The sequence below is a fragment of the Peribacillus simplex genome (genome assembly GCF_001542915.1).
In the GTDB taxonomy this organism is placed as follows: domain Bacteria; phylum Bacillota; class Bacilli; order Bacillales; family DSM-1321; genus Peribacillus; species Peribacillus simplex_B.
Map to the genome: position 1 here is coordinate 481,455 of NZ_LNNH01000012.1, position 14,356 is coordinate 495,810.

The 14,356-nt window shown below is 42.9% G+C and carries 17 protein-coding genes; 3 read left to right on the plus strand and 14 right to left on the minus strand.

All coding sequences use genetic code 11. The features are described 5' to 3' along the window. Nucleotides 1–199 precede the first annotated feature (199 nt). From parC to AS888_RS07410, 3 genes are all read right to left on the minus strand, one after another. Nucleotides 200–2,644 (minus strand): DNA topoisomerase IV subunit A, encoded by a 2,445-nt coding sequence (gene parC / locus AS888_RS07400; protein ID WP_061141511.1) that lies wholly within the window; start codon nt 2,642–2,644, stop codon nt 200–202. Beyond that, on the minus strand, nt 2,634–4,619 hold the full coding sequence (gene parE / locus AS888_RS07405) for a DNA topoisomerase IV subunit B (RefSeq protein ID WP_061141512.1): 1,986 nt from the start codon (nt 4,617–4,619) through the stop codon (nt 2,634–2,636). Before parE ends, parC begins: the two co-directional genes overlap by 11 nt. Nucleotides 4,620–4,989: 370 nt before the next feature. Beyond that, nucleotides 4,990–5,400 (minus strand): CoA-binding protein, encoded by a 411-nt coding sequence (locus tag AS888_RS07410; protein WP_061141513.1) that lies wholly within the window; start codon nt 5,398–5,400, stop codon nt 4,990–4,992. Between the two features lie 479 nt (nt 5,401–5,879). On the opposite strand from AS888_RS07410, the gene plsY reads away from it, so the two are divergent. Further along, entirely contained in the window at nt 5,880–6,473 is a 594-nt protein-coding gene (gene plsY / locus AS888_RS07415) for a glycerol-3-phosphate 1-O-acyltransferase PlsY (RefSeq protein ID WP_061141514.1), read from the plus strand. 49 nt (nt 6,474–6,522) lie between these two features. Here plsY and AS888_RS25580 read toward each other — a convergent pair whose 3' ends face one another. Both AS888_RS25580 and AS888_RS26350 read right to left on the minus strand, forming a co-directional pair. Beyond that, nucleotides 6,523–6,666, minus strand: coding sequence for a hypothetical protein (locus tag AS888_RS25580; protein ID WP_155645409.1), 144 nt, complete (start codon nt 6,664–6,666; stop codon nt 6,523–6,525). 132 nt (nt 6,667–6,798) lie between these two features. Next, entirely contained in the window at nt 6,799–6,936 is a 138-nt protein-coding gene (locus AS888_RS26350; RefSeq protein ID WP_221408570.1) for a hypothetical protein, read from the minus strand. A gap of 213 nt (nt 6,937–7,149) precedes the next feature. Between AS888_RS26350 and AS888_RS24945 the strand changes: the two genes are divergently transcribed. Then, nucleotides 7,150–7,299: a YycC family protein gene (locus AS888_RS24945; protein WP_081092342.1), complete on the plus strand. Its 150-nt coding sequence runs from the start codon at nt 7,150–7,152 to the stop codon at nt 7,297–7,299. 16 nt (nt 7,300–7,315) lie between these two features. On the opposite strand, the gene AS888_RS07420 is transcribed toward AS888_RS24945, so the two are convergent. Both AS888_RS07420 and AS888_RS07425 read right to left on the minus strand, forming a co-directional pair. After that, the gene (locus AS888_RS07420; protein WP_260320151.1) at nt 7,316–7,660 is read right to left on the minus strand and encodes a PadR family transcriptional regulator; all 345 of its coding nucleotides are present in this window, start codon (nt 7,658–7,660) and stop codon (nt 7,316–7,318) included. Between the two features lie 208 nt (nt 7,661–7,868). Beyond that, a complete protein-coding gene (locus AS888_RS07425) occupies nt 7,869–8,357 on the minus strand; it encodes an NUDIX hydrolase (RefSeq protein WP_061141515.1) in 489 nt (162 codons plus the stop codon). An 89-nt stretch (nt 8,358–8,446) separates the two neighbouring features. On the opposite strand from AS888_RS07425, the gene AS888_RS07430 reads away from it, so the two are divergent. Then, a complete protein-coding gene (locus AS888_RS07430) occupies nt 8,447–8,743 on the plus strand; it encodes a HesB/YadR/YfhF family protein (protein ID WP_061141516.1) in 297 nt (98 codons plus the stop codon). A 40-nt stretch (nt 8,744–8,783) separates the two neighbouring features. Here AS888_RS07430 and AS888_RS07435 read toward each other — a convergent pair whose 3' ends face one another. From AS888_RS07435 to acnA, 7 genes are all read right to left on the minus strand, one after another. After that, nucleotides 8,784–9,080, minus strand: coding sequence for a hypothetical protein (locus AS888_RS07435; protein ID WP_061141517.1), 297 nt, complete (start codon nt 9,078–9,080; stop codon nt 8,784–8,786). 19 nt (nt 9,081–9,099) lie between these two features. Continuing rightward, nucleotides 9,100–9,531 (minus strand): acyl-CoA thioesterase, encoded by a 432-nt coding sequence (locus tag AS888_RS07440; RefSeq protein WP_061141518.1) that lies wholly within the window; start codon nt 9,529–9,531, stop codon nt 9,100–9,102. Between the two features lie 139 nt (nt 9,532–9,670). Next, complete coding sequence (gene tlp, locus AS888_RS07445) at nt 9,671–9,916, minus strand: small acid-soluble spore protein Tlp (RefSeq protein ID WP_061141519.1); 246 nt, start codon at nt 9,914–9,916, stop codon at nt 9,671–9,673. A gap of 66 nt (nt 9,917–9,982) precedes the next feature. Beyond that, nucleotides 9,983–10,126: an acid-soluble spore protein N gene (locus AS888_RS07450; RefSeq protein ID WP_061141520.1), complete on the minus strand. Its 144-nt coding sequence runs from the start codon at nt 10,124–10,126 to the stop codon at nt 9,983–9,985. Nucleotides 10,127–10,261: 135 nt separating this feature from the next. Next, nucleotides 10,262–10,390 (minus strand): FbpB family small basic protein, encoded by a 129-nt coding sequence (locus AS888_RS24950; protein WP_081092343.1) that lies wholly within the window; start codon nt 10,388–10,390, stop codon nt 10,262–10,264. A gap of 268 nt (nt 10,391–10,658) precedes the next feature. Continuing rightward, nucleotides 10,659–11,192, minus strand: coding sequence for a redoxin domain-containing protein (locus AS888_RS07455; protein WP_061141521.1), 534 nt, complete (start codon nt 11,190–11,192; stop codon nt 10,659–10,661). A gap of 213 nt (nt 11,193–11,405) precedes the next feature. Continuing rightward, nucleotides 11,406–14,117, minus strand: coding sequence for an aconitate hydratase AcnA (gene acnA, locus AS888_RS07460; RefSeq protein WP_061141522.1), 2,712 nt, complete (start codon nt 14,115–14,117; stop codon nt 11,406–11,408). Between the last annotated feature and the right edge of the window lie 239 nt (nt 14,118–14,356).

Consider the following 14,356-nt stretch of genomic DNA (forward strand, 5'->3'; position numbering starts at 1 on the left):
GGTAAAGAAGATGGCCACTTGGACATGGCAAGGTCCTAAAACGGCTTAACATAGTGGCTCGAAGAGCCCAAATCTCGTAACCTTTGTTCAAAATTTCAAAGGAATTTCAAAAGGGGTTCGGAATTTTTTAATTCCGAACCCCTTTTGTCTACAAACTGCGGGATGCTGATTTATCCAGCATCCCGTCAGAAAAAATGAATCACTCCTCCATGGAGGCTTCATCTTCCAATGATATTTTCCATAGTTCTTTCGCCTTCCCACTGACCGTTTCATCAAAAACAAAAGATCCATTCGTGTAGCGATCGTGATTTTTTAATGAGGCCGCATGAACGGTTTCAACCGTTCCCTTTTCCGAAAGAATGAACAAACTGTCGGTTTTATTGACCGTAGTAAATCCGATGACCCGGTGGGGATTCGATTTCAATTCCCTTAATACCACGACACCGCGTTTTGCCCGGCTCGTTTTTTCAAACTCGGTTAATTTCATTTTCTTGATGGCGCCGCGCTGGGTAACGATTAGGATCGATTCTTTGCTATCCTTGGTTAACATCTTGCCGCCGATAACATAGTCATCTTCTTTCAAATTAATCCCTTTTACACCCGCTGCACGGACACCGACGATACTCACCTCTTCTTCATCGAACCATAAACTATAACCGTTATGGGTGACAAGGAAAAGATCTTCCTGACCATCGGTATGATGAACATCGACCAGTTCATCATCGCCTTTTAAGTTGATGCCGACCAATGGTTTAGAATGACGTTGGGCTTTATAAGCAGCAAGTTCCGTCTTTTTCACCATCCCGTTTTTCGTGATGAACACCAGGAATTGAGGAAGGGTAAAGTCCTTGATTGGAATTGCTTTTATGATCTGCTCTTCCCTATCGATCGGAATGATGTTCGCGATATGCTGGCCGGTTTCCTTCCAGCGAATATCAGGAAGCTGATGAACTGGACAATAGAGAAAGTTCCCTTTGGATGTGAACAGCAACAGGACATCCGTTGTATTCATTTCCAGGCGCTGAAGCAAGCGATCGGAATCCTTCATGCCAAAATCAAGACCGCCCGATGCCGCATATGACCGTAATGATGTCCGTTTCACATAGCCTTCTTTCGTCACGGTCACCATTACGTCTTCACTTGCGATCAAGACTTCAAGATTAATTTTGATTTCCTCTATTTCCTTTTCGATTTTCGAACGTCTTCCGTCATCATAGCCTTTTTTAATGAACCGAAGTTCTTTTTTTATGACTTGAAGAAGCACCTTTTCGCTGCCAAGGATCTTCGTCAATTCCTCAATCCTGTTTTTCAATTCCGCTGCTTCTGCCTCAAGTGCCGTAATATCCGTGTTTGTCAGTCTATATAACTGTAAAGATACGATGGCTTCGGCTTGCGCTTCCGTAAACGCGAATTGGGCGATCAGGTTATCTTTGGCATTGCGTTTGTCTTTGGAAGCACGGATAACGGCAATGACTTCATCCAATATCGACAGGGCCTTCACTAAGCCATCGACGATATGCGCCCGGTCATGCGCCTTTTGCAGCTCATAACGGGAACGGTTCACGATTACCTCTTTACGGTGATCGATATACGCATCGAGCATTTTTGGAAGGCTCATCAAAGTCGGCCGTTTTTTATATATCGCGACCATATTGAAGTTATAGGCAATTTGAAGATCGGAATTCTTGTATAAGTAATGCAGGACACCGTTTGCATCCGCTTCTTTCTTCAATTCGATGACGATGCGCAGTCCGGTCCGGTCCGTTTCATCCCTTACTTCGGCGATGCCTTCCACTTTCCGGTCTAGACGGAACTCATCCATCTTCTTGACCAGGTTCGCTTTATTGACTTCATATGGGATTTCGGTGATGACGATTTGCTGTTTGCCGCCACGAATCGTTTCCACGTCCGCCAGACCGCGAATGATGATTTTTCCTTTGCCTGTTTCATAGGCTTTGCGAATGCCTTCGATGCCTTGTATGATTCCGCCAGTAGGGAAATCCGGTCCCTTGATGACCGTCATTAAATCCGCGACGGTCGCTTCAGGCTTATCGATCCGCATGATGGCGGCATCGATGACCTCTCCTATTTGATGCGGCGGAATTTCCGTGGCATATCCGGCTGAGATCCCAGTGGAACCGTTTACGAGCAAGTTCGGGAACATCGCAGGCAACACGATCGGCTCTTCCGAAGTATCATCAAAGTTCGGCACGAAGTCGACCGTCCGTTTTTCAATATCACGTAACATCTCCGAAGCAATCGATGAAAGCCTGGCTTCCGTATACCGCATCGCAGCAGGCGGGTCGCCATCGATGCTACCATTGTTTCCGTGCATTTGGACCATGACTTTCCGCAGCTTCCAGTCTTGGCTCATCCTTACCATCGCCTCATATACAGATGAATCCCCATGGGGATGATAGTTACCAATGACATTACCGACCGTTTTTGCAGATTTCCTGAATCCTTTTTCCTGTGTATTTCCTTCCACATGCATCGCATACAAGATCCTGCGCTGTACCGGTTTTAAGCCGTCCCTGGCATCGGGAAGGGCCCGATCCTGGATAATGTATTTACTATAGCGCCCGAAGCGATCTCCGATGACCTCTTCAAGCGGCAAATCCCGAAACGTTTCTTCAAATACCATCGTTATTGGCCTCCTCTTCAATCGACATATTTTCATTATCTAAAATATTCGATTCTTCCTCGAGACCAAAAGCGACATTTGCTTCAATCCATTTGCGGCGCGGTTCAACCTTGTCTCCCATTAATGTCGTCACTCGTCTTTCAGCACGGGCCCCATCATCGATTTTCACACGGATCAGCGTCCTTGTCTCCGGGTTCATCGTGGTATCCCATAATTGATCGGCATTCATCTCTCCAAGCCCTTTATAACGCTGAATCATATAGCCTTTCCCCACTTTGTCTATCGCTCCCTGAAGCTCCTCGTCACTCCAGGCATATTCAATCACTTCTTTCTTCCCGGTCCCTTTACTCACTTTATATAATGGCGGCAGGGCAATATAAACCTTCCCTGACTCTATCAATGGTTTCATATAACGGTAAAAGAAAGTCAGAAGAAGCACTTGGATATGGGCACCATCCGTATCGGCATCGGTCATGATGATCACTTTATCGTAATTGGTGTCCGGCGTATTGAACTCGGCCCCGACCCCTCCGCCAATGGCGTGGATGATCGTATTGATTTCTTCGTTCTTAAAAATATCAGCCAGTTTGGCCTTTTCCGTATTGATGACTTTACCCCTTAAAGGCAAAACCGCCTGAAAACGGCGATCCCGCCCTTGCTTTGCGGATCCTCCGGCAGAGTCCCCTTCCACAAGGTACAATTCATTACGTTCGGGATTTTTCGATTGAGCCGGCGTCAGCTTACCAGATAGGATGGCATCGGATTTTTTTCGTTTCTTTCCGCTCCTTGCATCCTCCCTTGCTTTGCGGGCCGCTTCGCGTGCCTGGAACGCTTTAATCGATTTTTTAACCAACAAGGTACTCGTGGTCGGATCTTCTTCAAAAAAGTAGGCTAAGTGCTCTGACACGATGGAATCGACTGCAGAGCGCGCCTCGCTGGTGCCAAGCTTGCTCTTGGTCTGCCCCTCGAATTGAAGCAGTTCTTCCGGAATGCGGACTGAGATGATCGATGACAAGCCTTCACGTATATCGGTACCTTCGAGGTTTTTATCTTTTTCCTTCAATAGCCCCATTTTTCTCGCATAATCATTAAATGCCCTGGTCATGGCCGTTTTTGCGCCGATTTCATGGGTGCCGCCGTCTTTTGTACGAACATTATTGACGAAGCTTAATATATTCTCTGAGTAGCCATCGTTGAATTGGAAGGCAAGTTCAACTTCTATCCCATTTTGCTCCCCTTCCAGGCTAACAACACCATGAAGGGTCTCTTTTTCCTCATTTAAGTAATCCACAAATGCTTCGATTCCATTTTCATAATGGAAGGTTTCATTTCGGTCGTTGCGTTCATCCGTCAATTCTATCTTCATGCCCTTTAATAGAAACGCTGATTCACGGAGACGTTCACATAGGATATCGTAATTGAAGGTGGTCACCGAAAATATCTTTGGATCGGGCTTGAAGTGAATCTTCGTACCCGTTTGATTCGTTTTACCGAGTTTCTCCAAGGTCGTTTCAGGCTTGCCTCCATTGAAAAACCGTTGTTCGTATATGAACCCGTCCCTTTTGATCGTCACGACAAGCCATTCAGACAGCGCATTAACGACTGAAGCACCCACACCGTGAAGGCCTCCGCTCGTTTTATATCCACCTTGTCCGAATTTCCCCCCTGCATGGAGGATCGTCAAAATGACTTCAGGCGTCGGTTTACCCAATTTATGCATACCCGTAGGCATCCCGCGGCCCCTATCCGTTACACTTAAACTGTTATCTTTATGTATTTTCACACTAATTTGGTCTCCATAACCAGCCAAAGCCTCATCTACGGAGTTATCTACAATCTCGTACACTAAATGATGAAGTCCGCGTGCATCAGTACTGCCGATATACATACCGGGACGTTTTCTGACCGCTTCGAGTCCTTCCAGTACCTGAATTGCATCATCATTGTACTCGATTGCTTTTACCTTTTTTGCCACAGAAATTCCCCTTTCCTTACTAAACACAATTTCCGGGCCAAATCATACTGCAATGAAATGACTCACTAGCTTTAACAATTTTTCACATACGTTACTATTCATATAAAAAGTATAATACTTTCACGAGAAAAGAACAAGTGTTCTATTTTTTTGTCCCTTTTATTAGCGTTAGCCCATTTGCCTGGAACTTTTCGCTTGAAAACGTATCATAGCTACCGTTCTAATTGTAGCGGTAATTTTTCATTTGGCAAATATACTTTTACTATTTTGATCAAAATGTTGTTAAATCCCCTGGATATCCCGCGGCTTTGGCCATGGTTGAGACTCTCAAGCAACATCCTAAAAAGAGCGGATGTCCGCTCTTTTGACTTTACTTCGTCAGGGCGTGTTCGACTTTAATGCATCGATCCATGATGACAGTATAACCCTTTTCCTTCAAGAAATTATAGGCTTCCTCGTTTTCCACACCCAGCTGAGCCCAAAAGATATCAGCATCAATGTCGGCAAACTCTTTGGCAATCTCCGGGAGGAATTCCGAACGGCGAAACACATTGACGATATCGACATGGCCTTCAATATCTTTGAGGGCTTTCACGGCCTTGACGCCCAACACTTCGGATACGGAAGGGTTAACCGGGATGATCTCATATCCGCTGTCCTGCATCGCCTTGGATACCATATAAGACGTCCGCTCGGGGTTATTCGATAAACCGACTACAGCGATCCGCTTCGCTTTTTTTAGCATTTGGCCCATTTCCGCTCTGCTTGGATTTTCTATCATTCTTACCAATCCCCTCTATTTATAAAATGTTATATTGCATAAAAAGTATACTTAACAAGGATATTTTGCAATGGCAAGCTGATTATTTCCCATTATTAAGAAAAACAATTATACAAGAAAAAATATGTTTCGAAAAGGCATGGCTCCCTTGCCGCCCTTTCTGTTCAACCAGCCTGCCACGTATTGTTAGGCTTTATACAAACAGGCTCCATTTTATATATACGAAAATAAGAAATCCTAAACCTTTTGCCCTGCTACAACTTAAACCTATATTAAAAAGTGCATATTCATCAAGTAAAATTCATTTTTCAATAGATTTTTTTCGGACAGCCGTACCATTTTGTCACGAAAATGTTACAATAAGAGATGCTTATCATGCAGTTTAACGCTGTTTTTGGCTATTTTTTTCAAATATGGTGACAATCAGCCTCTTAAACATGAATAAATAAGAAGATTTTTCTTAAAGAAAGGGTCATAGAATGCTTACATTTATCATTATACTGTCCGCCTACTTGATTGGATCGATCCCATCCGGTTTAATTATCGGCAAAACGTTTTACAAAATCGACATTCGGGAGCATGGCAGTAAAAATCTTGGCGGGACAAATACCTTCCGGACATTGGGTGTCAAGGCAGGGCTTACCGTCACCATCATGGATATCCTTAAAGGGACCCTTGCAACTTCACTCCCGTTTTTGCTTAGTGCTGATATAAATATAAATGAGATGCTTATCGGCGTAATTGCCGTCATCGGCCATATGTTTCCCGTTTTTGCAAACTTTAGGGGCGGGAAAGCGGTTGCGACTTCAGCTGGTGTCATTCTTGCTTATGAACCATTATTTTTTCTCATTGCCGTCATCATTTTCTTTATATCCTTATACATTTCCAAATACGTATCACTTTCGTCCATGATCGCCTCCCTTCTTGCGTTTATCTATAGTTTGGTGTTTCATGCAGGTGATTGGGCCCTCATTACAGTGATCGGCGTTTTTATGATCTTCATTTTCTACCGGCACCGGGCGAACATTAAACGAATTATTGATAAAACTGAACCAAAAGTCAAATGGTTATAAGCGATTTTCAGGATGGGAATGGGCCAGGTCCCACAGGTCCATTTCCATTCTACAATGCATGTGCCGTATTATTCAGTGCACCGGCTTGACTGGATACCTTTTCCGAAAAGTCCCTCATTTTCTGGATGACCGATATCAAACGTTGAATGGTCCATTCCATTTCCTTTGAATCGGTAATATTCCCTTCGATCACGCCAATGATTTCATTGAAAGACTTTCCGGTTAAAACCGCTTCTTTGCCTCCTGCCTAAACGACCTCCCTGACCCTTTGGACAGACCCAGCCACTTCCTTCATAATAGCTATCAGCTATCTCCTGCACTAGTTTTACAGCCTCGTTGATGCTGTGGAAGGATTGGTTTTTCCTCGACATATAATCAGGTTCTGTCCTTTTCCGGTCAGGATTTGCCTGCGCTCCTTCCCTTCTTCAGCAATCATGACCTGAAGTCCCATCTGATCCTGCATCCAATATTCCGACCGTATCACTTGCTTTTTCCTGCTTCACTATTATGAAAATGCCCATCCTTATTTAAACCTGTAATCACAAGGATCTTTTTACCTAACATCTTATTTAAAGATATTGTTTCGAGAAGCCTATACAGCTAAGTAAAGATTGATTAATTGTTGCATAGAGGCTAAACTGGAACTAATTACGCTTACCATTAAGGAGAATCCGTCATGAAGCCACTGCAAATTTCACCGGAAACTGCATTGAAATTATCCAAATCCCTCAATTTGCCCTTGGAGCAAATCATGCATATGCCCACACCCATCTTGCTGAAAAAGCTTGCCGAGGCTGAAGCAATTGAAAACGAAAAGAGAAAATAGCTGCAGAAGCCTGCAGCTATTTTTGTGTGCGCTCAGATGTGTGCGTGATCACCTTCCGGATCACCTGCTGAAAGGCGTTCCATTCTTCCCACTGCCCTTGAAATTGGCTGAGGCCCGATTTGGTCGCATAATAGTATTTCCTTTTCGGCCCTTCCAAGGAATCCCTCCAATAGCTTTTTAAATACTCCTTCTCTTCCAGCCTTTTTAATGCGGGGTAAAGCATGCCTTCTTTATATTGCAAATAACCATCACTCAGCTGTTTGAGCTGTTCGATCATTTCATAGCCGTACATATCCTTCTGAGCCAGCAACGAAAGCAATACCATCTCCGTACTTCCTTTTAATAGCTCCGCTTTTCGCAAATTCGGCAGCCCCCTCTAAATAAGATACTTAAATAGGTAGGTCGAAAACTATATATTCTTCATATATAGCGACGCATTCCCCCCTCACGATACCGCATATTCTTTGACTTTCTTTTTAATATAACAATATTCTGATTTCTTTACTACCTATTAACATTGAATAGTCTTGTTTATAAAAACCAAATAAAAAACCGCCCATTGGCGGTCTTCAATTGGTTAAAACCGATTCTTTTGCGAAAGGAGGCAGTTCCTTCTTTTTCATGGAAACGAAGTGATCCTTTTCATAGATGCAGGCAAATTCTTGCGGAGGTGAGGCATCCAATACCTCACTAAGATAGTGCTTGATGTTGGATACGACTTCAGCTGCCTCCATGATCCATTGATAAGGCTTCCAAGCCAATTCTCCTTCATCACATGGCCCAAGACTTCCCCCTGTATCTTCAGCGCGGTACACATACATTCCGCCCGTCTCATTCCATGTCACGATTCCCCTATAGGTCAATCGCTTGACCTTCAAACCAGTTTCTTCAAAAATTTCCCGTTCCATCGATTCACGGACCGTCTCACCTTCCTCGATTTTCCCTCCAATGCCATTCCATTTCCCCCGATTGGGATCTTTCTTGCGGAATAGCATCAACACTTCAGCTTTATTGTTCGTTTTACGGGTAATGAAACAAATTGTATAAATGATCTCCATTGTATTTCCTTTCTAAAACGCACATTATTCGCATCTACTTCATAATTACTTTATACTTAAATAACGAACCTCAAGGAAGGAGAATGACTATGAAACTGACCATTTCCGATCAAGCAGCCAAGTGGTATGCGGATGAATTGGAGCTCCAGGAAGGCTCACATTTGCGCTTTTATGTAAGATATGGCGGACACAGTTCCGTCCAAAGCGGCTTTTCATTGGGCATCATGCAAGAAGCTCCTGAAAATGCGGCAGCCGTATCATCGACGAATAATGTTCATTTCTATGTTGAAGAAAAAGATATTTGGTACTTCGATGGCCATGATCTGCGGATTACCTTCAACGAAAAGCTGACTGAGCCTGAATTTCATTATGATAAGAGCGCATGACCATGCAGCAGCGGTGCAAACTGCTGTTGCCTCTTCTTTTCTATTCATCGAGAAGCACTACAGAAATCCCTTCCGCTTTGAGGATATCCCTTTGTTTGTCGCCCAGAAGGTCATAATGAGAATAGCCATCCTTGCGGTGATGGATCCACTCTTTTTTCAGTCCGTATTGCTTACCCCATTCAGATAATCGGCCTAAATCTTTACTGCCGACTTTTGTAACCGTCTTGCAGCCAGGAAAACGGTCGTCCAGCCAATAATGAGTTAAAAAAGCGATTTCGCCTTGATCGATCCGCTGTTTCCACTCCACTACATCTTTCCGTTTAATGCCGAAAGCCATGTCTATACACCTCGATTAATTAAACCAGCTCATTCTGTTTTTTATTTTTTTCATAGGCCTCATGCCAATCAGGAAACATACGTTTAATCGATATCGGACGGAAGCTGTCCTTTTTCACGCAAACATGTGAAGAATGGCCAGTAGCCGCCACTTCCCCTTTACCATTGACGATTTCATAACCATACACGACCCGTAACCCGTCATACATATCAATCCAGGTCCTCACCTTTACTTTATCACCATATCGTATAGGCGATTTGTATGAAGCCTGTATGTCCATGACAGGGGATAGGATCCCAACCGCCTCCATATCGGCATAACGAAATCCTAAATCTTCGATTAATTTTGTCCTGCCCAGTTCCATCCATATTAAATAATTGGCATGGTAAACAACACCCATCTGGTCTGTCTCTGCATACCTCACTTCAATATCATTTTCAGCTATGAACATTTTTCTTCCCCACTTTCATTTTTGCAATATAAACATATTACCATAACAACCGTTCCCTTTTCATTTAAGCAGGCTTCAGCTCTCATGAAAAAATGGGGAAGAAAGCAATCATGCTTCTTTCTTCCCCATCATCCATAAACTAAATATTATCGGTACTGTAGCCGTTCTCCCGTGCTTCTTGCTCATCTTGTACTTCTTGCTTCATCGCTTCAATGCTCGCTTTTCTTCGCTCGTTTTTGGCTGTAATCGCCATTTTGTCCTCAGCTGATGAAAAGGATGTCGCATCATTCGCCGCTGTCATGTTCTGTTCCGTATTGTGAATCGCGTCCTGAAGTTTCTCTACATTATCCAAACGGTTATCCTGATTATGTTTGAATGAATCCATTGGTTTTCACCTCTAATCAAAAAAATGGTTTACATAATAATATTATCAATTCGCGCTAATCCTTCGTCATTCGCCTTTTGTCTGAATCACCTGGGCATGCTTCCCGGATTTATCCTGCATTTGCTTACCGTTATTGCTTCCAGCTTCCCTTGGCTGTGTTCCAAGATGGCTTGGTCTAAAGTGTTTGGAATCTTTTTTTGGATTACTCATTTTATCGCCTCCTTCTATTATAATGGGTGAAAAGGAAGCAATTCATGAGTGCCAGATTTTGAAAAGCGCAAAATAAAAAGCCAGCACGATTGAAGACAACGTACTGACTCATATTTAGCTAATGAACCCTCTTGGTTACTCAGCTTTTTGCATATGTTTTTTTTCAAGGCGTTCCTCTAGTCTTTCCATTTGTTTAAGGTCCATCATTAATTCCCTTTTGTTTTCTTTGATCAATTCTTCAAATGTTCTTTTTCTTTTTTTCATGTTTTCACCTACTTTTTTTAGTATATGATTCAGCATTGCCAAATTAACGTAAAATTATGACTATATGGTTTTACAACAATAAATTGTCATAATTATCTGACTTTTAGTAGCATCAATCATTCCTTACTTTGCCCCTCTTTATACTTTAACCCTTTTCTTATCTTTATTAACCAAAAATTTTGAATTTTAACAATATTATTTTTAATTTTTGACAACTTTGTTAACAAGCAATCATTCAACGAAAAAAACGGAACCTTTAAAGGTCCCGCTACTGCATGCTATTCATGTATCGTTCCATATCTTTAAGCTGCATGGCTGATATCACTTTGTGACTGATCTTGCCTTTCTTGTCGATGAAATATGTAGTAGGAATGCTTAGCACTTTATACTGCTCATTCACTGGATTTTTTGCACTGTTGCTATCAAGAGGTATGGTGAAGGTGATTTTATTTTCCTTCACAAATGACCGTACATCGTTTTCAGGGTCTATATTGACTGCAAGAACGATGGCATCATCACCTGCTTGCTTCGTATATTGCTCCATATCCGGCATTTCTTTTTTGCAGGGCGGGCACCACGTTGCCCAAAAATTCAGCATAACCTTTTTCCCTTTATAATCAGCCAATTCAACTTGTTTTCCATCCAAGGTCTCCAAGGTGAAATTGGGCGCTTTAGCTCCTATTTTCAAACCGCCCAATGAATCCTTTTTCCCATGGTTGTTTGGTTCATTATCCATCGCTTGTACAATCGCAATTCCAATCAGTGACAGTAAGAGCACTGAGGCGATAATTTTTTTAAGCATACACTTTTGTCCCCCTAGTCCCAATACAATAAAGTTATTAAGCCATTTCCAGAAATAGAACAACTTCCCTTTTTCATTTTAACAATAAAAAGACATGGGGAATAGTGAAACCCCTGTATTCGTTTCATGTTATTCGCCCGCTTTCATAATCTTGACACAAAAAAAGAATCGGTAAACCTAGGTTCTAGGTTTACCGATTCCAAAAGGGCCGAATTAGCCTTTTAATTTATTGCGCAGTACCATTTGAAGGATACCGCCATGACGGTAGTAGTCGATTTCGATTTCTGAGTCGAAACGAACAAGTACATCAAATTCTTTCACGTTTCCAGCTTCATCAGTAGCTGTAACGGTTACGATATCACGCGGTTTAACGGTTTCGTCGATTTTAACAGCAATCGCTTCTTTACCAGTCAATCCAAGCGTTTCAGCGTTTTCGCCTTCTTTGAATTGAAGAGGAAGAACACCCATCAATGCAAGGTTAGAACGGTGAATACGTTCAAAGCTTTCAGCGATGACCGTTTTGATGCCAAGAAGGTTCGTACCTTTTGCAGCCCAGTCACGAGAGCTTCCCATACCGTAGTCTTTACCAGCGATAACGGCAAGACCTGTTCCATCAGCTTTGTATTTCATGCAAGCATCATAGATAGCCATTACATCGCCTGTCGGCCAGTAAGTCGTGAATCCGCCTTCTGTACCTGGAGCCACTTGGTTACGGATACGGATGTTTGCGAATGTTCCGCGCATCATTGCTTCGTGGTTACCGCGACGAGAACCGTAAGAGTTAAAGTCACGCGGTTTCACACCGTTTTCACGAAGGTAGATACCAGCTGGTGTATCTTTACCGATTGCACCTGCAGGAGAAATGTGGTCAGTAGTTACTGAATCACCGAATTTACCTACAACGCGCAAGCCAGAAAGCGGGTTAACTGAACCTGGTTCTGGTGATAATCCTTCAAAGAACGGAGGATTTTGAATGTATGTTGATTTGGAATCGAAAGCGTAAATCGCTTCGTTGCTTGTTTGGATTTCATTCCAACGTTTGTTATCGTTGAATACTGTTTCGTATTCTTTACGGAATAATTCCGGTGTAACCGTTGCTTTAACAGCAGCGTTTACTTCTTCTTGTGATGGCCAGATATCAGCAAGGTATACATCGTTGCCATCTTTATCTTTACCAAGTGAATCATTGTTAAGATCGAAGTCCACAGTACCTGCAAGGGCATATGCCACAACTAAAGTTGGAGAAGCAAGGTAGTTTGCTTTCACAAGCGGATGGATACGGCCTTCGAAGTTACGGTTACCTGAAAGTACTGAAGTTACCAGAAGATCGGCTTCAGCAACAGCTGCTTCGATTTCGTCCGCTAATGGACCTGAGTTACCGATACATGTTGTACAGCCATAACCGACTACGTTGAATCCTAATTGATCAAGGTATGGTTGAAGACCTGCATCACGAAGGTAACCAGTAACAACTTTAGAGCCTGGTGCCAATGATGTTTTTACATAATCCGGAACTGTCAAGCCTTTTTCAACCGCTTTTTTAGCGATCAGACCTGCTCCAAGCATTACGTATGGATTTGAAGTATTTGTACAGCTCGTGATTGCAGCAATTGCGATCGCACCAGTTTTCATGACCGATTCTTTGCCATCGGCGAATTTAACAGTCACTTCTTTATCCAATTCGGAATTGTCCATGCCGAAGCCTTGGTTACCCATTGGTGCATTGATGGCATCATGGAAAGATTTCTTCATTTGAGAAAGCGGAATCAAATCTTGCGGGCGTTTAGGGCCTGAAAGGTTTGGTTCGATTGCTGAAAGATCGATTTCCACTACATCGTTGTATGCTGGATCTTCGTTTTCAGGAGCATAGAACAAGCCGTTTTCTTTGCAGTAAGATTCAACCACTTGGATTTGTTTTTCATCACGGCCTGTTAAGCGCATGTAATCGATCGCTTCTGCATCAACTGGGAAGAAACCGACTGTAGCACCGTATTCAGGAGCCATGTTAGCGATTGTTGCACGGTCAGCAAGCGGAAGGTATCCTACTCCTGGGCCGTAGAACTCAACGAATTTACCAACTACGCCGTGTGCACGAAGAACTTGCGTTACTTTCAAAGCAAGGTCAGTAGCTGTCGTTCCTTTAGGAAGTTGGCCAGTTAGCTTAACACCAACCACTTTTGGAACTGGGAAGTATGATGGCTGTCCAAGCATGCCTGCTTCAGCTTCGATACCGCCGACGCCCCAACCAAGAACACCGATACCGTTGATCATTGTCGTATGTGAATCCGTACCGAATACAGAATCAGGGAATACTTCGAAGTCGCCGTTTGGAGTTTCAACTGCGTGTACTACGTTCGCAAGGTACTCAAGGTTAACTTGGTGAACGATACCAGTCGCTGGCGGAACCGCACGGTAGTTGTTGAATGATTTTTGAGCCCAGCTTAGGAACTGGTAACGCTCTGCATTACGTTCGAATTCAAGATCCATATTGGCATCAAGGGAATCCATAGTACCTGCTTTATCAACTTGGACTGAGTGGTCGATTACAAGGTCAACTGGAATTTCCGGGTTGATTTTGTCTGGATCTCCACCAAGGGCCGCGAAGGCATTACGTAGAGAAGCTAAATCTACAACAACCGGCACACCCGTGAAATCTTGAAGGATGACACGTGAAGGCTTGAAAGGTACATCTATATCTTGTTGCTCGCTTGTTCCCCATTTAGCAAGGTTCGCAACATGTTCTTTTGTGATAACTCTTCCGTCCACTTGGCGCAGAACTGCCTCAAGTAATACTTTAATGGAATATGGAAGGCGTGAAACTTTGCCATCCCCTGCTTTTTCAATAGCGTCTAGGCTGTAGTAGTTGTAGCGTTTCCCTTCAATTTCGAAGGATTTACGCGATTGGTACACGTCATTTTTCGTCATGAATATTACCCCCTATTAAACTGTCAGAACAACTTATTCTGCACATGAAAGTAAAACCTGGTTCACTGAAACCATGTTTACCAATAAATATAAACAAAAAAGTTAGTTTGTCGAATTTTCTCTCTGTTCTCCCACCCTAACTCTTCCTTCAACTTAATACTAATATAGAAATGAGTATAAGTAAATAACAAGAAAGTTATTGTTTTTGATAAGTTTCACTTATGTTAATAATTCCTTTT